18 protein-coding genes and 2 tRNA genes are annotated in these 18,587 nt (G+C 68.1%); 6 read left to right on the top strand and 14 right to left on the bottom strand.

From position 1 onward, the window contains the following. Window positions 1-47 precede the first annotated feature (47 nt). Window positions 48-509, top strand: a complete 462-nt coding sequence (locus tag FHR56_RS06545; RefSeq protein WP_160946569.1) for a hypothetical protein — start codon at window positions 48-50, stop codon at window positions 507-509. Window positions 510-1,118: 609 nt separating this feature from the next. On the opposite strand, the gene FHR56_RS06540 is transcribed toward FHR56_RS06545, so the two are convergent. From FHR56_RS06540 to FHR56_RS06520, 5 genes are all read right to left on the bottom strand, one after another. After that, on the bottom strand, window positions 1,119-1,715 hold the full coding sequence (locus tag FHR56_RS06540) for a hypothetical protein (protein WP_237473111.1): 597 nt from the start codon (window positions 1,713-1,715) through the stop codon (window positions 1,119-1,121). A gap of 615 nt (window positions 1,716-2,330) precedes the next feature. Then, window positions 2,331-2,501, bottom strand: a complete 171-nt coding sequence (locus tag FHR56_RS06535; RefSeq protein ID WP_019797255.1) for a CsbD family protein — start codon at window positions 2,499-2,501, stop codon at window positions 2,331-2,333. 301 nt (window positions 2,502-2,802) lie between these two features. Beyond that, complete coding sequence (locus FHR56_RS06530) at window positions 2,803-3,354, bottom strand: CPBP family intramembrane glutamic endopeptidase (RefSeq protein WP_184502598.1); 552 nt, start codon at window positions 3,352-3,354, stop codon at window positions 2,803-2,805. A gap of 767 nt (window positions 3,355-4,121) precedes the next feature. Next, a complete protein-coding gene (gene glgX / locus FHR56_RS06525) occupies window positions 4,122-6,260 on the bottom strand; it encodes a glycogen debranching protein GlgX (RefSeq protein WP_160946571.1) in 2,139 nt (712 codons plus the stop codon). 216 nt (window positions 6,261-6,476) lie between these two features. Beyond that, window positions 6,477-7,178, bottom strand: a complete 702-nt coding sequence (locus tag FHR56_RS06520) for a pirin family protein (protein ID WP_160946572.1) — start codon at window positions 7,176-7,178, stop codon at window positions 6,477-6,479. A gap of 149 nt (window positions 7,179-7,327) precedes the next feature. Between FHR56_RS06520 and FHR56_RS06515 the strand changes: the two genes are divergently transcribed. From FHR56_RS06515 to FHR56_RS06505, 3 genes are all read left to right on the top strand, one after another. Then, on the top strand, window positions 7,328-8,263 hold the full coding sequence (locus tag FHR56_RS06515; RefSeq protein ID WP_160946573.1) for a LysR substrate-binding domain-containing protein: 936 nt from the start codon (window positions 7,328-7,330) through the stop codon (window positions 8,261-8,263). A gap of 140 nt (window positions 8,264-8,403) precedes the next feature. Beyond that, window positions 8,404-9,393, top strand: coding sequence for a VTT domain-containing protein (locus tag FHR56_RS06510; protein ID WP_160946574.1), 990 nt, complete (start codon window positions 8,404-8,406; stop codon window positions 9,391-9,393). A 335-nt stretch (window positions 9,394-9,728) separates the two neighbouring features. After that, the gene (locus tag FHR56_RS06505; RefSeq protein ID WP_160946575.1) at window positions 9,729-10,523 is read left to right on the top strand and encodes an SDR family oxidoreductase; all 795 of its coding nucleotides are present in this window, start codon (window positions 9,729-9,731) and stop codon (window positions 10,521-10,523) included. Between the two features lie 228 nt (window positions 10,524-10,751). On the opposite strand, the gene FHR56_RS06500 is transcribed toward FHR56_RS06505, so the two are convergent. From FHR56_RS06500 to FHR56_RS06460, 9 genes are all read right to left on the bottom strand, one after another. Continuing rightward, window positions 10,752-10,828: transfer RNA gene (locus FHR56_RS06500), tRNA-Arg, on the bottom strand. 171 nt (window positions 10,829-10,999) lie between these two features. Next, a tRNA-Arg gene (locus tag FHR56_RS06495) sits at window positions 11,000-11,076 on the bottom strand. 62 nt (window positions 11,077-11,138) lie between these two features. After that, a complete protein-coding gene (locus FHR56_RS06490) occupies window positions 11,139-12,005 on the bottom strand; it encodes an alpha/beta fold hydrolase (RefSeq protein ID WP_160946576.1) in 867 nt (288 codons plus the stop codon). Further along, complete coding sequence (thiD, locus tag FHR56_RS06485; RefSeq protein WP_160946577.1) at window positions 12,002-12,811, bottom strand: bifunctional hydroxymethylpyrimidine kinase/phosphomethylpyrimidine kinase; 810 nt, start codon at window positions 12,809-12,811, stop codon at window positions 12,002-12,004. The genes FHR56_RS06490 and thiD overlap by 4 nt, the downstream gene beginning before the upstream one ends. Before the next feature lie 47 nt (window positions 12,812-12,858). Then, entirely contained in the window at window positions 12,859-13,527 is a 669-nt protein-coding gene (locus FHR56_RS06480) for a YoaK family protein (RefSeq protein ID WP_160946578.1), read from the bottom strand. Window positions 13,528-13,611: 84 nt separating this feature from the next. Then, complete coding sequence (locus FHR56_RS06475; protein WP_184502597.1) at window positions 13,612-14,088, bottom strand: hypothetical protein; 477 nt, start codon at window positions 14,086-14,088, stop codon at window positions 13,612-13,614. A 14-nt stretch (window positions 14,089-14,102) separates the two neighbouring features. After that, on the bottom strand, window positions 14,103-15,503 hold the full coding sequence (locus FHR56_RS06470) for a PhoH family protein (protein ID WP_160946580.1): 1,401 nt from the start codon (window positions 15,501-15,503) through the stop codon (window positions 14,103-14,105). A gap of 82 nt (window positions 15,504-15,585) precedes the next feature. Continuing rightward, complete coding sequence (locus FHR56_RS06465) at window positions 15,586-16,065, bottom strand: peroxiredoxin (RefSeq protein WP_160946581.1); 480 nt, start codon at window positions 16,063-16,065, stop codon at window positions 15,586-15,588. A gap of 65 nt (window positions 16,066-16,130) precedes the next feature. Then, window positions 16,131-16,706 carry a glycine cleavage system protein R gene (locus tag FHR56_RS06460; RefSeq protein WP_087943489.1) on the bottom strand — a complete coding sequence of 192 codons (576 nt, stop codon included), beginning with the start codon at window positions 16,704-16,706 and terminating at the stop codon, window positions 16,131-16,133. Window positions 16,707-16,872: 166 nt separating this feature from the next. On the opposite strand from FHR56_RS06460, the gene dapA reads away from it, so the two are divergent. Together dapA and FHR56_RS06450 are read left to right on the top strand one after the other, a co-directional pair. Continuing rightward, on the top strand, window positions 16,873-17,781 hold the full coding sequence (gene dapA, locus FHR56_RS06455; protein WP_160946582.1) for a 4-hydroxy-tetrahydrodipicolinate synthase: 909 nt from the start codon (window positions 16,873-16,875) through the stop codon (window positions 17,779-17,781). A 17-nt stretch (window positions 17,782-17,798) separates the two neighbouring features. Beyond that, window positions 17,799-18,323, top strand: a complete 525-nt coding sequence (locus FHR56_RS06450) for a hypothetical protein (protein ID WP_160946583.1) — start codon at window positions 17,799-17,801, stop codon at window positions 18,321-18,323. Window positions 18,324-18,587: the final 264 nt, after the last annotated feature.

Here is an 18,587-nt window from a genome sequence, read left to right as displayed (position 1 = left end):
GTGCACGCCGCAGACTGGCGGCGTTTCTTTCCTACTCTGGTATCCGGATGCAATCACACAAGATTCGTTTCATCATCATCGCGGTGCTCTGCTTTGGCATGACAGTTGCCAGCGTGGTCACCTTCTTGAGCCGACCATCGGCTGTGCCGGACAGGCTGCTCGAGTCGAGTGGGACGGTGGGCTCGGTCCACGCATCGCATAGCAAGTCAAGGTTGCAAAGCGTCAACTTTACCGTGGCACCCGCGGGTGACGAATTCAAGTATTCCAGCATCCTTCCAGGTATCGATCCTCTGTGGAATGAGATCAGGGCAGGAGCACCGGTGCGCGTCACCTTTTCCGAAGAAGACGGCGAGCGCGAAGTGTGGGGATTGCGGCTGGGCGATCGCGTGGTTGTGACGCCGGACCAAGCGCTGCAAGCGCGGCGCGAAAACGGCAAAAACGGGATCATCTTCGGGCTGCTCGCATTGGTGGGGGCGGGGTACTTCCTGCATCTCGCTCGCAAGGCATAACCAACGCCAAGGGCGGTTGGAGAATGGCCGTATCGGGGCTTCTCTTGGGAAGACGCCTCACCGTGCAGCGGTACGTTCTCGGGTCGAGGGGCTTGTAGCCAGGCCGAAGCCGGATGGCGCTCGCGGCAAGCGAGCGCCTTCTGCGCGTGTGCTCCTTGGTCGCCCTGGAGGCTCGCCTGGAGCTTTCATTGGTGTGGCGCACTCCTTCGACCGTGGCGAGGGTGGCGTCTGCTCCACTCGTTGCGCGTTCCGGCCGAGCGGCGAGTGCATTTCGGCTGCAAGGCCATAACGCGCAGCACCGGCGCGACATGCGACCGCGCCCGCCTGGCTGGTTCAAGTCTCAACGTCCCTGTTGCGCCGCCGGCCGCGCATTTGCGTACTTCAGCGGGCTTGCCGTGATCGTGCGCAGTGGAGTCGCATCAAGGTTGGGTCGCTCACGTCACCTTCGACGAGATGGACGGCAGTGACGCGTCTTGGAGGCGTCGCTTGGGCGGCGAATCGTCGCTGCGTCTGAGTAGGTGTTGCAAGCGTGGCGAAAAAAAGCCGGTTCGGTGGCATTGGCAGCGGGTATTGATGTGATCCTGCGTGCCGCATCACATGCGCTTGCTTTCAGCTGCCCGGGTCGAGGGTCATCATGATGTGGCTGATGTTTCCATGTTCAAGCTGAAAAGAGATGCGTTTGTTGCCGGCTTCATAATACCGCCAGTGCTGATCGTCTCTGTCATCTGCCGTGCCTGGGCCATACTTGCCGATCAGCACACTCTGCGTGTCGCCTACCGTGACACCCCTGGCTGTTTTGACCGCGGGCGCACTGATGGTGATCTGCGCAATCATGTAGCTGTCAATGTCGCGCTGCTCTATCTGCCAGAATAAGTTCGCAGTGTAGATTTCAAAGCCGGCATATCGGTGCTGGTAGTACTTGTAGCTGGTGTCCCCGGCCGGCACATCTCCCACGAAGCTTTCGCTGATCTGGCTGCCCGCCTGCTTCCTGACCTGATCGCTCCAGTTTTCACCGAGGGAGAAAGGATGGCTGTTGATTTCCACGGTGAAATCATTGGCCGTTATTTCGGCGGGTGCTGCACCCGTTGCTGCCGCCGCAGTCATGCCAGCCTGGGTGGCAGTAAGTAGTAAAAAGAGCAAACGTGTTGCGCCTCTGGGTGAGGCGGTGATGGCGATCGATTGTTTGATTGAGGCGAGGAGCATCATCGGTAGATTTGTGTTCGGACAAGCTGCCGAACATTATCGGGTTGCCGGCTCAGGCCAGGCAACGCGCGGCGGATGACATGGTGTCGTCCATCGTGGAGGCGATCGCGAGCACTGCCACGTCTCGCAGTTGCTCCCACGTCAGCGGCGACTCCTGAGTGATGTCATGGGACGCCACTGCGTGTGGCACTGCGGCGTACGTCTGCACCTGGAGTGACGCCGCTGCGCGTGGACGGGCGTGCAGCATGCAGTTCCGGCGCGAACTGTCGCCGTGACGATCTTCGTGCGAACTCGATTGGTGGTGCAGTTGGGCTGCTTGCGGACCTAGTTGAGTGCGCAGTGCACCAGGTCGTTGTGGACGCGATCCACCAGCTTGGAAGCCGGTGTCCTGGTGTTTGCTCGCCATGCGCGTCGCCGACCGACTGGTGTGACGGCATAGCTGATTGCATGGCGGCAATGTTCGATACGTCGGTCGATTCGCCAATTGCCCTAGAGGCCTGAGCAAATCCAGAGAGTCCAATGCGCAGAGCAAATCGGCAAACCAGAGAGTCGGCAAGCTGACGCCGCTAGCAGAAGCTCCCCAGCCATGCACGGCAGGGGAGCACCAAGGCCTGGAACTCAGCCACGCGCGTGGTCGCGCGCCTTGCCGACTTCGCTCTGTACCTTGCCGGCGTTCTTCTGCATCTTGCCTTCGACTTCCTTCATCTTGTTGCCGGTCACCTTGCCGGCGACTTCCTTGACGGTGCCCTTGATCTGGTTCTTGGCGCCTTCGGTGCGATTCTTGTCCATCGTTGACTCCGCAGTAGGGATGCCCTCAAGTGGGCATCAGCCAAACTGAGCGCCGGCCGGTAGCGCCCGAGTGAAAATCGAGCCGATGCGCGCGCGCCATTTAGGCGGCGGACGGGTTGCGCGCTGACGCCTGTGCTATTCATCAAACGCGTCATGGCGCATTCCTCGTACGGGAGTGCTTAGGGTCTTGCGCCGGAGGGCACAGGGATAGCGGCGCGATCTTCCGTCCTCCAGCTACGAGCGGAGCCGTTCGTCAGCATCGGCAGGCCGATCGGCGGCCTGCGTCTGCGCCTGCGCTGCGTCAGTACCAGCCGAGATACAGGGTGGTCACGCCCCAGGTGTCGATCAGGCCGTGCGCGAGGATCATCGCCCACAGGTTGCGCCGGGAACGCAGATAGGCATACCCGAACATCATGCCGACCACGCCTGTCAGCAGGATGCCGGAGGCGCCTTGCGCGGCGTGCATCAGGCCGAACACCACGCCGCCGGCCAGTGCGGCGATCCAGCGGCCGCCGCGCAGCCGCCCGAACAGGGCATCGAGCTGGTGCATGAGGAAGGCGCGGAACACCAGTTCTTCGCCGAGTGCCGCGCTCAGCCATGCCGCGCCGATCAAGTGGGTCGTGGCCTGGACGTTGCCCTTGAGTGCGCCGTAGGCGCTGTAGTCGGTCTTGTGCCCGGTGATGGCATCGATCAGCGGTTGCAGCACCGGCGTGATGAAGCCGACGGTCAGCAGCACCAGCAGGGCCGTCCAGCCGATCACGGACAGCAGGCGAGGGCGCGCGACACCGCAGGCCGCGGGCGAGCGCGTCTCGAGCCACACCAGGGCGAGACCGAGCAGGCCGACCACCGGCATCCGCCAGGGAAACGGCAGCCATGGGTAGGACGCCAGCGCGAGAATTGCGGCGCTCAGCGCGATGCGCAGCAACGGGTGGCGCATGACGGCGATGCCGTTAGCTGGCGGGAAGGTGCTGTGTTGAGTCGAGTCGCGCATGCCGGATGGGGAAGCGGGTGGGCGCTCAGCGTAACGAGCTTACGTCCTCCAGCACTGTGCCAAAGGCCATGCGGGCCAATTGCACCTGCACTGCGGCGGCGCTGTGGTAGCGCGACGCGATGTCGTGTCACTGGCGCAGCGGCGTGGCAGCGCCGGCATCCGTGCCGTGCAGAGAGATGCTGAAAACCGAGCGCGCTCTTTCAGCAGTTCTTCGCCGTCAGCAGCGGGTGCTGCATCGTGGTTTCGGTGCGAGGCGTCTTTCGAATCAGACGCGGCTGGCGCTTGCCGGATGTGGCGGGTTCGGCACGCAAGTGACCGGGTTCGAGCGCGGCGCTACCACGCACCGCCGCAATTCTCGCGAGGCGGGATGACTGCATTGCGCTCCGCGAGACGAGTCGTGGGCAAGACCAGGCAACGATTCACATTGGCAGTCGCGCGCACGCATAGAGCGGACCTGCGCATGCAGTCCATGCTGCGCCCGTCGACAGCGCAGCTGACACTGAGGTCTACGCGGCGAGGCGTCAGCCGTGCTGCCGTGCTGTCGGTCATGTGCACAGACACGCTCGCCGCCAGCATCGCATGCTGGCGGCGAAGGGCGAAAAGCTGTCAGTGCGCAACGCGGCGTGGGATCACGCCGGCGCAGGCGCCTGACACTCGAACACGCTGACGCTGCGCGGCGGAGCCAGGAACTCGCTGGCACCGGCCGGCATGCTGTCGACCTGCAGCGCGTCGTCGGTGGACAGCACCAGCTTCCAATGCGTTTCCTCTTCCGAGGAGGGCAGCACGAAGCTCACTCCCTCGTGGTAGGCATTGATGACGATCAGCAAGGTGTGGTCGTTGGCCAGCTCCTTGACGCCGGAGGTCTGCGCCTTGCCTTCCAGCAGCAGGCCGACCGAACGCGCGCCGGCGTCGGTCCAGTGCGCCTCGTCCATCTCGGTGCCGCCGGGATTGAGCCAGGTGAGATCGCGTACGCCTGCTTCCTCGTTGTACTGGCCGTTGAGGAAGCGCCCGCGGGTGAGGATCGGGTAGCGCCGGCGCAGCGCGGTCAGCGCTTTCACGAACGCGGTCAGGCGACCCTCGCTCGGGTCGCGTTCCCAGTCGATCCAGGTGATCTCGTTGTCCTGGCAATAGGTGTTGTTGTTGCCGCCCTGGGTCTGCGCGCGTTCGTCGCCGGCCAGCAGCATCGGCGTGCCTTGCGACAGCAGCAGCGTCGCCAGCAGGTTCTTCATCTGCCGCTCGCGCAGTTGCAGGATGCCGGCGTCGTCGGTCTCACCCTCTACGCCGTAATTGCAGGAGCTGTCGTGATCGGAGCCGTCGCGATTGTCCTCGCCGTTGGCGTCGTTGTGCTTGCCGTTGTAGCTGACCAGGTCGTGCAGGGTGAACCCGTCGTGCGCGGTGATGAAGTTCACCGAGGCCCACGGGCGCCGCCCGCGCCGGTCGAACAGGTCGGCCGAGCCGGTGAAGCGGGTGGCGAATTCGGCGAGCTTGCCGTCGTCGCCCTTCCAGAACGCGCGGGCGTTGTCGCGGAACTTGTCGTTCCACTCCGACCAGCCCGGCGGGAAGTGGCCGACCTGGTAGCCGCCGGGGCCGCAGTCCCAGGGTTCGGCGATCAGCTTGACCTGCGACAGCAGTGGATCCTGGTTGCAGGCGTCGAGGAAGCCGCCGCGCTGGTCGAAGCCGGTGGGCTCACGGCCGAGGATGGTGGCCAGGTCGAAGCGGAAGCCGTCCACGTGCATTTCGCCGGCCCAGTAGCGCAGCGAATCGTTGACGAACTGGATCACCCGCGAGTTGCTCAGGTTGAGCGTGTTGCCGGTGCCGGTGTCGTTGATGTAGTAGCGCTTGTCCTCGGCCAGGCGGTAGTAGCTGGCGTTGTCGATGCCACGGAAGGACAGGGTGGGGCCCAGTTCGCTGCCCTCGGCGGTGTGGTTGTAGACCACGTCCAGGATCACCTCCAGGCCCTGGCGGTGCATGGCCTTGACCATGTCGCGGAACTCGTCGCGGTGGCCGCTGGCGAGGTAGCGCGACTTGATCGCGAAGAAGCCGAGGGTGTTGTAGCCCCAGTAGTTGCGCAGGTCCTTGTCGAGCAGGTGCTGGTCGTCGAGGTAGGCATGGACCGGCAGCAACTCCACGGCGCTGACGCCCAGTTCCTTGATGTAGCGCAGCACCGGTTCCTGCGCCAGCCCGGCGCAGGTGCCGCGCAACTCGTCCGGCACCTGAGGGTGGCGCATGGTGTAGCCGCGCACGTGGGTCTCGTAGACCAGGGTCTGGTTCCACGGCGTCAGCAGGCGCTGGTCGTCTTCCCAATCGTAGGTGTCCTCGACCACCACGCACTTGGGCATGAACGGGGCGCTGTCGCGCTCGTCGAAGCTCAGGTCGCCGTCCGGGTGGCCGACGGTGTAGCCGTACAGTTCGTCGGCCCAGATCAGGTCGCCCTCGAGTTCGCGGGCATAGGGATCGAGCAGCAGCTTGTTGGGATTGAAGCGGTGGCCTTCGCTGGGGGCGTAGGGGCCATGCACGCGATAGCCGTAGCGCTGACCGGGCTTCACGTCGGGCAGGTAGCCATGCCAGATTTCGTTGGTGTATTCGGGCAGGTCCAGGCGCGTCTCGGTTCCGGCCTCGTCGAACAGGCACAGCTCCACGCGGGTGGCGTGCGCCGAAAACAGGGCGAAGTTGGTGCCCTGTCCGTCAAACACGGCGCCGCGCGGAAAGGGACGCCCTTCGCGGATACGCGAGGGGGTGGCATAGGCGGCGCTGGTGGGGTGGCGCATCGGCAGGCTCTCGGCCGGCATACCGGCAATAGGGGAGGGAGAGCGGAAGCATTGCCGCGGAGGCCGTGCAGGACGCGTTACGGGGTGCCGAGGGTGGCGTGAGCACGCCGGGGGGGCGAGGCGCAGCGACGCCGTGGCGCCGCTGCGCGGTCCGATTGCGCGCGGTCGCGGTCGTGGCCCGGTCCATGGCCCCGGGCACGACCTGGGCTGCAGCGCTCAGCGCGGCAGATCGAACAGCAGGAACTCGCTGTCCTGCGCGTCGGCGAACTGCAGGCTGGCCTCGTCGACCGCCTGGAGGGCGTCGCCGGCCTGCAGGGTCTGGCCATTGACGGTCAGGGTGCCGCGCACCACCTGCACATAGGCGCCGCGCCCGGCCGCCAGCGGATAGTCCAGGTGCGCGTCGCCGTCGAGGATCGAGGCGTAGATGCGCGCGTCCTGATGGATGCGCACCGCACCTTCCTCGCCCTGCGGGGCCGCGATCAGCCGCAACTGGCCACGCTTGCTGTCCGGGGCGAAGTGCTTCTCCTCGTAGCCCGGCTCGATTCCGGCGCGCTCGGGCATCACCCAGATCTGCAGGAAGTGCACCGGCTCACTGGCCGAATGGTTGAACTCGCTGTGGGTGACCCCGGAGCCGGCGCTCATGCGCTGCACGTCGCCGTAGCGCAGCACCGAGCCGTTGCCCATGCTGTCCTTGTGCTCCAGCGCGCCGTCGACCACGTAGGACAGGATCTCCATGTCGCGATGGGCGTGGGTGCCGAAGCCCTCGCCGGGCTGCACGCGGTCTTCGTTGATCACCCGCAGCGGCCCGAAGCCCATGTAGCGCGGGTCGTGGTAGTGACCGAAGGAGAAGGTGTGGCGCGAGGACAGCCAGCCGTGTTCGGCGCGGCCACGGGTGTTGGCGGGGCGGATCTGCAGCATGGGAGGCTCCTTGGTGACATTGATGTGCAAGTGGATCGAAAGCGCTGTTTGCTTTGATTTCGCTAGCGCTTCGGCTTGGGAACAAGTATCCGCGCTGTCGCTGGGTTTGAAAAACGGATAGATTTGGTATCCATCATCGAAAAATTCGAATGCTCAAGCTCAGCCTCGATGCCCTGCAGATCCTCGACGCCATCGACCGTCGCGGCTCGTTCTCGGCCGCCGGCAAGGCCTTGCACAAGGTGCCGTCGACCATCTCCTACACGGTCGCCAAGCTGGAGGAGGACCTGGGCGTGCAACTGTTCGAGCGCCTGGGGCCGAAGGCGGTGCCGACTGCCGCAGGCGCCGAACTGCTGCGCGAAGGCCGCCATCTGCTGCGCGCGGCCGGCGACCTGGAGCTGCGCGTGCGCCGCGTCGCCTCTGGCTGGGAGACCGAGTTCGCGCTGGGCCTGGATGCGGTGTTCGCGCCGGAGTGCCTGGCGCAGGACATGGCGGCGTTCTACGCGGTCGCTGACCGCACCCGCTTGCGGGTGGTGCAGGAATCGTTGTCCGGCACCTGGGAGGCGCTGCTGGACCGCCGGGTGGATCTGCTGGTCGGGGCGGCCGGCGAAGGCCCGAGCGGCGGCGGCTACGTGGCCGAGCCGCTCGGCACGCTGCCGTTCGTGTTCGCGGTCGCGCCCGGGCACCCGCTGGCGCAGGCGCCGGAACCGCTCAGCCGCAGTCAGTTGAGTGCGCATCGCGCGATCGCGGTGGCGGATTCGGCGCGGCGGCTGCTGCCGCGCACGGTGGGTCTGCTGTTCGGCCAGGACGCACTGACCGTACCGGACATGCGCAGCAAGTACCGGTTGCAGCTGGCCGGGCTCGGCTTCGGCTTTCTGCCCGAGCCCTATGCGCGCGCGGCGCTGGCGCGGGGCGCGCTGGTGCGCAAGGCCGTGGAGGAGCCGAAGCCGGACGAGGTGTTCCAGTTGGCCTGGCGCAGCGGCGAGGAGGGCGCGGCGCTGGCCTGGTGGCGCGCGCGCATGCGCGCGCCGGGCGTGTTCTCGGCGTGGCTGGCGCAGATGGCGGCGCGGCTGGACGAGGGCGGGTGATGCACGTCGGGGCACCGGCAACGCGTCCTGCAGGGTGGCGATGGATGGGTCTGTTCCGCCGGTGATGCCGTCGCGCCCATGCGCGCCGCGGATGCCGGGAGGATAATGCGCGGCATCCTCTTCTCTCCGCCCGCCATGCCATGCAGGACCTGATCGCGCGCTACGGACTCGGGCTGGTCTTCGTCAACGTCCTGGCCTTGTCGCTGGGCCTGCCGGTGCCGGCGCTGCCCACGCTGATCCTGGTCGGCGCGACCTATGCGCTGCTCGATGGGGCGGCGATGTGGAGCGCATTGCTGGGCGCCTTGTCGGTGTCGATCGTGGCCAGCCTGCTCGGCGACCTGCTGTGGTTCGGCGCCGGCCGTCGCTACGGCAACCGCACGCTGCAGTCGTTGTGCCGGCTGTCGCTGTCGCGCGACACCTGCATGAAGCGCACCGAGCGCTTCTACTCGCGCTGGGGCGTGCGCGTGCTGGCGGTGGCCAAGTTCGTGCCAGGCCTGTCGATGGTGTCGGTGCCGATGGCCGGCGCCATGCGCGTGCGTCCTGCAGCCTTCCTGCGCTACGACGCGCTGGGCGCGGCGCTGTGGGCCGGTGGCGGCTTGTTGCTGGGTCTGTGCTTCGCCGACCAGGTGCAGGACTTGCTGGACTGGCTGAGCCTGCTCGGCAGGCGCGCGGCGCTGCTGCTGGTCGGCCTGCTGGCGCTGTACATCGGTTACCGCGCCTGGCGCCGGCATACGCTGCGCAAGGCGATGGAGACCCTGCGCATCGACGTCGACGCGCTGCATGCGCTGCTGCAGAGCGAGACCCCGCCGCTGCTGCTGGACATTCGCGCCCCGGGCTACCGCACGCTGGAGCCGTACGCCATCCCCGGCGCACTGGAAGTGGACGAGCGTCAGGTCGAGGCACTGGTCGCGCGCTTGCCGCGCGATCGCACGATCGTCATCTACTGCGCCTGCCCGAACGAGGTCTCGGCCGCGGTGCTGGCCAAGCGCCTGCGCCAGCACGACTTCGAGGATGTGCTGCCGCTGCGCGGTGGCCTGGAGGCGTGGCGTGCGGCGGGTCATCCGCTGGTTGCGCTGGGCCCCGCTGCTGCAGTGGCGCCACCGCCGAAAAGCAACACGATCGCGGCGTGAGTCGCCGCAGCGCGAGCGTCATGCGTTCCAGTGACATCACGAGGCGCAGGCGCATGCATGCCCGTCGATGCCGGCGCGTGGCTCGTCTGCAGGCGTGGGCGAGGTGGGCAGGGGCGCCCGTCATGCCCTGATACGCTCGATCCTTCCGCCTGCGTCGCCGCATCCCGCTGGCGTGGCCGAGCTGGCGTGGCGACCAGGGTGCGTTCACTTGCTCGCCCGCGGATGCGTCCATGATCCGGCGACGGCAACACCGGCGCGGCAAGCCCGTGTCGGTGGCGATCCCGCAAGGGCGTCGCAGCGGATCCTCACCCTCACCCTCATGCATGGAGACAGCCATGAAGATCGATCTATCCGGGAAAACCGCCCTCGTCACCGGTTCCACCGCCGGCATCGGCTTCGGGATCGCCAAGGGGCTGGCCGCGGCGGGCGCCGAAGTGGCGCTGAACGGCCGCGACGAGGCCCGCACCCAGGCGGCGGTTGCCGCACTCAAGCGCGATGTCCCCGCTGCCAGCGTACGCGCCGTGGCGGGCGACGTGGCGACCGCAGCCGGCTGCGATGCGATCGTCGCGGCGCTTCCTGCGGTCGATATCCTGGTCAACAACGCCGGCATCTTCGGGATGCAGGATTTCTTCGACACGCCCGACGCGGAGTGGGAGCGATTTCTGGCGGTGAACGTGATGTCCGGCGTGCGCCTGTCGCGCGCGTACCTGCCGCGGATGGCGGACAAGGGCTGGGGACGCGTGCTGTTCGTCTCCTCGGAGTCCGGACTCAATATCCCGGTCGAAATGATCCACTACGGGGTCACCAAGACGGCCGATCTCGCCCTGGCGCGCGGATTGGCCAAGCGCATGGCCGGTACCGGCGTCACCGTGAATGCCATCCTGCCGGGGCCGACGCTGACCGAGGGCGTCGCGGCCATGCTGGCCGAGCAGGTGGAGCAGTCCGGCAAGCCGCTGGAAGAGGTCGCCGCCGATTTCGTGAAGGCGCATCGTGCCAGCTCGATCATCCGCCGCGCCGCCACCGTGGAGGAGGTCGCCAATCTCTGCGTCTACGTCGCCTCGCCGCAGGCATCCGCCACCACCGGTGCGGCGCTGCGCGTCGACGGTGGCGTGGTGGACACCATCGCCTGAGTCGGTCGGCGGCCTCGGCGTTCGCGCAGGCGAGCGCGAGGCGGTGTGCAAGCTGCGTCGCGTTCTGGAGTGCGCGTCGGTGGTGCGGACGCCCGTGTGCGAGACGGGTGCCGTGATCGGCGCAACGCCACGGTATGGGTGCGTCACCGGTCCCTGCGCGCGGCGTGCAAATCGCCGAAGCGCAGACAAAAAAAACGACAAGCGCTGGCTTGTCGTTTTTGATCTGACTGGTGCGCCCGGAGAGATTCGAACTCCCGACCGCCTGGTTCGTAGCCAGGTACTCTATCCAACTGAGCTACGGGCGCGTTGTCAGGCGCGGGATTATTCACGAGTTGCGGCGATTCGTCTACACCTGCGTGTCGTCGGCATGACCAACCGCGAGCGAATGCGCTGCCGCAGCCTGTCCCGATGCGATCGCGGCGCCGCGACAGGGCAAAAAAAAACGACAAGCGGTGGCTTGTCGTTTTTTATCTGACTGGTGCGCCCGGAGAGATTCGAACTCCCGACCGCCTGGTTCGTAGCCAGGTACTCTATCCAACTGAGCTACGGGCGCGTCGTCAGGAGCGGAATTATGCGGGAGCCGATCTGGCCCGTCAATGCTCTTTGCGAAAAATTTCACGGACGCTCGGCCAGCAGCGCCACGGCCACCGCCGCGGGGCGCTTCATCCAGGCGAAATGGTCGGCGGCCGTGCCCAGCTGCGCGGCGTCCAGGCAGCGGATCTGCGCTGTCGGCGTGGCCAGCTTGTCCAGCAGGCCGCGCAGCGAGGATTCCGGCGCCAGCCAGTCGTCCTGCAGCACCACGCCGCGCAGCGGCAGCGTCAGGTGCGCCAGGTGCGCGTCCAGGTCGGCCGCCAGGCCGGCCGCGGCGTAGCTGCCGCTTCGGCCCACGCGCGCCCAGTCGGCGATCAGGCTGCGCGCTTCGGTGCCGCCGAAGCCGAGACGGCGGCCGTGCAGCACGCCTTGCCGCTGCGCCAGCCACGGCAGCAGGCGGTATGCCAGCGGCAGCAGATAGCCGCGCGGCGCGGGGAAACGACGCCAGTAAGGCGTGCCGCTGGCGACCAGCCACAACGCGGCGAAGGCCTGCGGCTGCAGGCCGGCGTAGCAACAGGCGAGCTGTCCGCCCAGGCTATGGCCGCCGACGAGCAGCGGCGTCGTGATGCCGGCTCCGGCGATCGCCGCCTGGCTGGCGGGCAGGTCCAGTTGCAGCAGCGTGCGATAGCCCCAGTCGCATTGCCGCGACGGCCGCAGTGTGCTGCTGCCGTTGCCGCGCCATTCGTGCAGGAACACCGCGACACCGTGCGCGGCCAACACGTCGGCAAACGGCAGGTAGTGACGCGCGGCCACGCCCAGCGCCGGCAGCCACAGCAGCGCCTGCCGCGGCGCGTCGGGCACGCGCGCCAGCAAGGTCCAGCGATGGCCGTCGGCCGCGGCGACGGGCAGGGCGTGTTCGGCGATTGGCGAGCCGATGGGTACGGCGCTCATGGGCCGCGCGCCGCGCCGAAGTGATCCAGCACCGCCACATCGCCGCGGCCGGGGCGGTAGCTGCCGTGCAGCGCGCGCGCCACGTAGTCGATCGCCGCTTCGCAGGCGGCCGGCAGGGCCAGGCCCTGGCACAGTTGTGCGGCGATCGCCGCGGCCAGGGTGCAGCCGGTGCCGTGTGCCTCCAGCGCCAGCCGTGCATGGCTGAACTCGCTGCGGCTGACGCCGTCGTCGTAGCGGTCGATCACCCGCTGGCCTTCCTGCAGGTGGCCGCCCTTCAACAACACCGCCTGCGCGCCGGCCGCGAGCAGCGCGGCGGTGGCGTGCTCGGCGTCGTCGGCGTTGTCGATCGGGCGGCCGAGCAGCAACTGCGCTTCCGGCACGTTCGGCGTCACCAGCGTGGCCAGCGGCAACAGACGGCTGCGCAGCGCGTCCAGGGCGTCGTCCTGCAACAGCTTGGCGCCGCTGGTGGCCACCATCACCGGGTCCAGCACCACCCACGGCGGGCGGTACTCCTCCAGTGCATCGGCGACCAGGTGGATCACCTCGGCGTTGGCGAGCATGCCGAGCTTGACCGCGGCGATGTCGAAGTCGGCGAAGCAGGCGTCGATCTGCACGCGCAGGAACGATAGCGGCGGCACGTGCACCGCGGTGACGCCGCGGGTGTGCTGCGCGGTCAGCGCGGCGGCCGCCGCCAGCCCGTGCACGCGGTGCGCGGCGAAGGTCTTGAGATCGGCCTGGATGCCGGCGCCGCCGCCGGAATCGGTGCCGGCGATGCTCAGCGCGGAGACGACGGTGGGTTCGCTCATGCGCCGATTGTGCAGGGCTGGCGCGGCTTATGCACTCCGCAGCGCCTTCAGCGCTCGCGGCTGCGGTAGTGCGCCTGCAGCGCGTACAGGATGCCGACCGTGCCGGTCAGCAGGGCGGGGCCGAGCAGTGCGTCGAAGCCGACCTGTCGGTAGGCCCAGGCGCCGAGCACACCGCCGCACAGGAAGCCGCCGATGATCAGCAGGCTCAGGCGGATGCGCCGGCGCGGCAGCGGCAGGCCGCGCAGCGCCTGGCCGATGCCGATGCCCAGGTCGGTGAACATGCCGGTCAGGTGGGTGGTGCGCACCACCGCGCCGCTGTAGATGGTGGTGGTGGCGTTCTGCAGGCCGCAGGCGATCGCGGCGAGCACGGCGCCGGCGAGTTGCTGCTGCTTGAACGCCTGCATCGCCGCCAGCAGCAACAGCGCCTCCAGCGCCAGCGCCACGCCGTAGCGGCGGCCCAGGCGCAGGCGGCTGTCCTGCACGATGAAGCCGCCCAGCATCGAGCCGCCGAGGAAGGCCAGGACCACGCCGACCAGCTGTGCGATCGCGCGCGCGTCGCCGTCGGCCAGCGCCGCGCCGAGCAGGGTGGTGGTGCCGGTGAGGTGGGTGACCGCCTGGTGCTCGAAGCCGAGATAGCCGACCACGTTGACCATGCCGGCGACGGCGGCGAGTGCGCCGGCGAACGCCCAGGCCCAGCGCGGCAGTTCCAGGTTCATGCCGCGCGCCGTGCAGCCGCGGCGCGGCGGCCGCGGTGTGCGGCGGCGCCAGTGCGCCGCCACTGGCGCCTGCCCGCGGCCATCTCAGCGTGCGCCGTTGACCGCGATCTCGGAGAAGCCGGCGCTGGCCGGATCGTAGACCGCGCCCCAGAAGCGGCTGCCGCCGCCGCAGGCGCGAACCGCATCGACCGTGGGATCGCGCTCGCTGGTGTCGTCCGGCGCGAAGGCATTGATGTAGATCGCTTGCTTGCCGCGGTACAGGATGCCGACGTACTGGCGATCGGACGCGGTGGGGTCGGCGATGTGCGGCTGCAGTTGCGCCAGGTGCGCCTCCATCTGCGCGATCTGTTCCGGGGTCGGGATCCAGTAGCCGGTGACTGCGCCATCCTGGCGCGCCGGGCTGTCGCGCGAGCAGGTGTCCAGCACCTGCGCGGCGGTGCTGTTGCGGGTGACGATCCACGACTGCCCGGCCTTGACCGCGGTCGGTACCGTGGCCGGCCCGCGCGCGGTGGCGCAGGCGCCGAGCAGGGCCATGGCCAGCGCCGCGCCGGCCAGGCGCATGCCGGCGGCCGCGTTCACAGGACCTCCGAGGCGTAGTCGGCCAGGCGCGAACGCTCGCCGCGACGCAGGGTGATGTGCGCGCTGTGCGGCCAGGCCTTGAAGCGGTCCACCGCGTAGGTCAGGCCGGAGGTGGTCTCGGTCAGGTACGGGGTGTCGATCTGTTCGACGTTGCCCAGGCACACGATCTTGGTGCCGGGGCCGGCACGGGTGATCAGCGTCTTCATCTGCTTCGGGGTCAGGTTCTGCGCTTCGTCCAGGATCAGGTAGCGCGACAGGAAGGTGCGCCCGCGCATGAAGTTCATCGAGCGGATCTTGATGCGGCTGGCGAGCAGGTCGTTGGTGGCCTGGCGGCCCCAGGTGCCGCCTTCCTGGGTGTGGGTGAGCACTTCCAGGTTGTCGGTGAGCGCGCCCATCCACGGCGTCATCTTCTCTTCCTCGGTGCCGGGCAGGAAGCCGATGTCCTCGCCGACGCTGACCGTGGCGCGGGTCATGATGATCTCGCGGTAGCGCTGCTGGTCCATGGTCTGCGCCAGGCCCGCGGCCAGCGCCAGCAGGGTCTTGCCGGTGCCGGCGGTGCCGAGCAGGGTGACGAAGTCGATTTCCGGATCCATCAGCGCGTTGAGCGCGAAGTTCTGCTCGCGGTTGCGCGCGGCGATGCCCCACACCGCGTGCTGGCCGCTGCGGAAGTCGTCGACCAGCGCCAGCGTGGCCTTGCGCTCGGCATTGACCTTGACCACGCGCAGTTCCACTTCGTCCTCGCCGGGCAGGTACAGGTACTGGTTCGGGTGCCAGTCCTCGTCGGCGGCCAGGGCGATCTCGTAGCAGGTGCGGCCCTTGTCGCTCCAGCTGCGCAGGTCCTGGTTGTGCTTCTGCCAGAAATCCTCGGGCAGTTCGATCGCGCCGGTGTAGAGCAGGCTGAAATCGTCGAGCGCGCGGTCGTTCTCGTAGTCCTCGGCGACCAGGCCGCTGATCGCGGCCTTGATCCGCAGGTTGATGTCCTTGGAGACCAGGATCACCGGGATGTCCGGGTGCTCCTCGCGCAGCGCCAGCACCGCGGCCAGGATCTTGTTGTCCGGCGCCACGGTGCCGAAACTGCGCCCCGGCTCGACCGGGCGCACCTGGAAGTACAGCCGGCCGATGCTGCCGGTGCTCTTGAGCTGGATGCCCTGCGGGTGGCTGAGCGGAATGCCGGATTCGATCTGCTCGGCGCCGGCGCCCTCGATCAGCTCGTTGAGAAAACGGCTGACCTGGCGCGCGTTGCGGCTGACTTCGGACATGCCCTTCTTGGCATTGTCCAGTTCCTCGATCACCTGCATCGGCAGGAACACGTCGTGTTCCTCGAACTTGAACAGCGCGGTCGGATCGTGCATCAGCACGTTGGTATCCAGCACGTAGATGCGCTTGCCTCGGGTCATCATGGATTCCTGAAAGAGGAGCAGGGACGAGCCATCGCTGCCTGCGGGGCAGGGCGATGCGGGGTGCGGGAAACGGCAGTGGTCACTGCTTGGCGGCGGCCTGCAGCGCGTCGAGCACGGCCTGGGCGTGGCCGGGAACCTTGACCTTGCGCCAGCTGCGCAGCAGTTGGCCGGTCGGCGAGATCAGGAAGGTACTGCGCTCGATGCCCAGCACCTGGCGGCCGTACATGTTCTTTTCCTTGATCACGTCGAAGGCGCGGCACAGCGCTTCGTCGGCGTCGCTGATCAGCGGGAAGCGGAAGCCCTGCTTGGCGCAGAAGTTGTCGTGCGACTTCACCGAGTCGCGCGACACGCCGAGCACGGTGGCGTTGGCCTGTTCGAACTGCGGCAGCAGCGCGTTGAACTCGATGCCCTCGGTGGTGCAGCCGGGCGTGCTGTCCTTCGGGTAGAAATACAGCACCAGCCAGCGGCCGGCGTAGTCGCCGAGCGTGGCGCTGGCGCCGCCGGACAGCGCCAGCGGCAAGGCCAGCGTGCTGCGGTCCAGGGTGTCGCCGTCCTTCATGGGGTCTCCTCCGCGTGCATCGCCATCATCTGCGTTCGATTGCGTCGGTGTCCAGCGCGGTGCACTCAGAACTTCATCGGGTCCATGATCGCGTCCAGGTTGAGGTGATCGCAGAACTCGAGGAAGTCGTCGCGCAGGGCGGCGATGTGCATGTTCGCGGGCACCCCGATCGTCACCTGCGCCGAGAACATCTCCGCGCCGGTCTGCATGGCGCGGTAGCGCGTGCTCTGCAGGTTCTCGATGGTGATGCCCTGGCGGTCGAAGAAGTCGGCCAACTGGAACAGGATGCCCGGTTTGTCGGCGGCGATGACTTCGACGATGTATGGCAGCAGGTTCGACTGCGCCTGCTTGGCGCCGGTGCGGTACCACACCAGCTTCATGCCTTCCTCGCGGTCGAGGCGGGTGAGCATGGCTTCGAGCTTGGCCACCGAATCCCACGAGCCGGTCGCCAGCGCAGTCACCGACACGTCGCGGCCGACCGTGGCCAGGCGTGCATCGACGAGATTGCAGCCGCTGTCGGCGATGCGACGCGTCACCGGCAACAAGGGCGACTCCGGATGCGTCGTGTAGGCGTTGATCAGGAGGTGGTTTTCGGTCGGCGCGGGCCGGGGCGTGGTGTCGGTCAAAGGGGCTTCCGGCATTGCGTAAGGCTGAACGGCATCCGGGCGGTCGCCCGGCATGGTGTGCAGCATACTTGCCCGCGCTTTCGGGCCGCAAGTAACATGCGGGGCGACCCTGCCCCGCGTGCGGGGCCGATCCGTCCGCGCAACCTGCGCGGCCCTCATCTCCCAGCGAGCACCCGGCATCTTGTCCCTCTCCGGCATCATCACCGCCCTGGCCACGCCCTTTCAGGGCAATGGCGACCTCGACCTCGACGCCTGGCAGCGGCTGCTCAAACGCCAGCTCGACGGCGGCGTGCAGGGGCTGGTGGTGGCGGGATCGACCGGCGAGGCCGCCACGCTGCTGGATGAGGAATACGACCGCATCCTGCGCGAAGCGGTGCAGCTGATCGGCGGGCGCGTGCCGGTGCTGGCCGGCACCGGCCTGTCCGGTACCGCCAAGACCGTGACGCTGACCCAGCGCGCCGCTGCCGGTGGCGCGCAGTACGCGCTGGTGGTGACCCCGCCGTACGTGCGCCCGACCCAGGCCGGCTTGATCGCGCACTACACCCAGGTCGCCGAGCAGGGCGGCCTGCCGGTGGTGTTGTACAACGTGCCCGGCCGCACCGGCTGCGACCTGCTGCCGGAGACCGTGGCGCAACTGGCGCAGCACCCGAACATCGTCGGCATCAAGGAGGCCGTGAGCGATCCGCAGCGCGTCGCCGCGCTGGCGGCCCTGCGCAGCGACCGCTTCGCCGTGCTCAGCGGCGACGACGGCAGCGCCGCGCAGGCGATGCTGGCCGGCTTCGACGGGCTGATCTCGGTCGCCTCCAATGCCTTGCCGCGCGCCTACCGGCGCCTGTGCGACCTGGCGCGCGCACGCCAGGCCGAGCCGGCGCAGGCCTGGGACGCGCGGCTGCAGCCGTTCCATGCGTTCTGCGGCATCGAATCCAACCCGATCCCGGTCAAGGCGCTGCTGCAGCGTGCCGGGATCGGCCAGGGGCTGCGGCTGCCGCTGCTGCCGCTGTCCGCGGCGCACCACGCCACGGCCGACCGACTTGCCGCCGACGCTGCCGCGTTGGAAGACCTATCCAGCCGCGAAACGCTCGCGGCCTGACCCCAGGAGATTGATTGATGCGTGCTTCCGTTCCCTACGTCCGCGTGCTGTCGGCCGCCGTGCTGGCGACCACCATGGTCGCGGCCACCAGCGGTTGCAGCTGGTTCCACAAGGGCAAGCCGCGCGGCGACTACGCGCTGGCGCCCGAGATGCGCCCGCTGGAAGTGCCGCCGGATCTGACCACGCCCGATACCTCGGCGGCGATGAAGGTGCCGGCGCTGGCCTCGGCGCAGCGTCCTGCGGCGCCGGCCGGGCAGGCGCCGGCGGCATCGAACAGCGGCTTCGTGGTGCCGGGCGCGCGCGACCAGGTGTTCGGCCAGGTCGGCGACGCGCTGGGTGCCATTCCCGGCGTGACCATCGCCAGCCGCGCGCAGTTGCTCGGCTCCTACGACGTGGCCTACGAAGGCAGCAACTTCCTGATCCGCGTGGTGGCGGTGGATGCCGGCGTGTACGTTTCGGCGGTGGATCCGCGCGGCCTGCCGGCCACCGGCGAAGCGCCGGTCAAGCTGATCGCGGCGCTGAAGGCCAAGCTGGGTCATTGATCCGGTACGGGTCCGGCGCATGCGCCGGGCTGCCATGCGGTTCGCATGCGAAACGGGCGCCTTGGGCGCCCGTTTCGTTTTCCGTAGGAGCCAACGGCCAAGCAACCGAGGCACGCGGCGCCCGCTAGATCTCCAACCTCAATGCGTCGGGACTGAAGTCCCTCCCACAGTGCACCCAGTCAGCGTATCGCAAGTCCCTGTAACTGCCGTTCGCCGCGCGAACGGCGCGTGCCGCTGCTAAGGAAGTTAGCGTCGTTGCGTGTC

It is taken from the genome of Xanthomonas sp. F10, assembly GCF_014206815.1.
Classification (GTDB): Bacteria; Pseudomonadota; Gammaproteobacteria; order Xanthomonadales; family Xanthomonadaceae; genus Xanthomonas_A; species Xanthomonas_A indica.
Note: the sequence above shows the minus strand (reverse complement) of the source record. Positions and strands in the feature narration are given on the sequence as shown.

Bases quoted from the DNA above. Each gene is read 5' to 3' on its own strand.
- FHR56_RS06545 (WP_160946569.1), top strand. From the start codon at position 48: ATGCAATCACACAAGATTCGTTTCATCATCATCGCGGTGCTCTGCTTT.
- FHR56_RS06540 (WP_237473111.1), bottom strand. From the start codon at position 1,715: ATGATGCTCCTCGCCTCAATCAAACAATCGATCGCCATCACCGCCTCA.
- FHR56_RS06535 (WP_019797255.1), bottom strand. From the start codon at position 2,501: ATGGACAAGAATCGCACCGAAGGCGCCAAGAACCAGATCAAGGGCACC.
- FHR56_RS06530 (WP_184502598.1), bottom strand. From the start codon at position 3,354: ATGCCGGTGGTCGGCCTGCTCGGTCTCGCCCTGGTGTGGCTCGAGACG.
- glgX (WP_160946571.1), bottom strand. From the start codon at position 6,260: ATGCGCCACCCCACCAGCGCCGCCTATGCCACCCCCTCGCGTATCCGC.
- FHR56_RS06520 (WP_160946572.1), bottom strand. From the start codon at position 7,178: ATGCTGCAGATCCGCCCCGCCAACACCCGTGGCCGCGCCGAACACGGC.
- FHR56_RS06515 (WP_160946573.1), top strand. From the start codon at position 7,328: ATGCTCAAGCTCAGCCTCGATGCCCTGCAGATCCTCGACGCCATCGAC.
- FHR56_RS06510 (WP_160946574.1), top strand. From the start codon at position 8,404: ATGCAGGACCTGATCGCGCGCTACGGACTCGGGCTGGTCTTCGTCAAC.
- FHR56_RS06505 (WP_160946575.1), top strand. From the start codon at position 9,729: ATGAAGATCGATCTATCCGGGAAAACCGCCCTCGTCACCGGTTCCACC.
- FHR56_RS06490 (WP_160946576.1), bottom strand. From the start codon at position 12,005: ATGAGCGCCGTACCCATCGGCTCGCCAATCGCCGAACACGCCCTGCCC.
- thiD (WP_160946577.1), bottom strand. From the start codon at position 12,811: ATGAGCGAACCCACCGTCGTCTCCGCGCTGAGCATCGCCGGCACCGAT.
- FHR56_RS06480 (WP_160946578.1), bottom strand. From the start codon at position 13,527: ATGAACCTGGAACTGCCGCGCTGGGCCTGGGCGTTCGCCGGCGCACTC.
- FHR56_RS06475 (WP_184502597.1), bottom strand. From the start codon at position 14,088: ATGCGCCTGGCCGGCGCGGCGCTGGCCATGGCCCTGCTCGGCGCCTGC.
- FHR56_RS06470 (WP_160946580.1), bottom strand. From the start codon at position 15,503: ATGACCCGAGGCAAGCGCATCTACGTGCTGGATACCAACGTGCTGATG.
- FHR56_RS06465 (WP_160946581.1), bottom strand. From the start codon at position 16,065: ATGAAGGACGGCGACACCCTGGACCGCAGCACGCTGGCCTTGCCGCTG.
- FHR56_RS06460 (WP_087943489.1), bottom strand. From the start codon at position 16,706: ATGCCGGAAGCCCCTTTGACCGACACCACGCCCCGGCCCGCGCCGACC.
- FHR56_RS06450 (WP_160946583.1), top strand. From the start codon at position 17,799: ATGCGTGCTTCCGTTCCCTACGTCCGCGTGCTGTCGGCCGCCGTGCTG.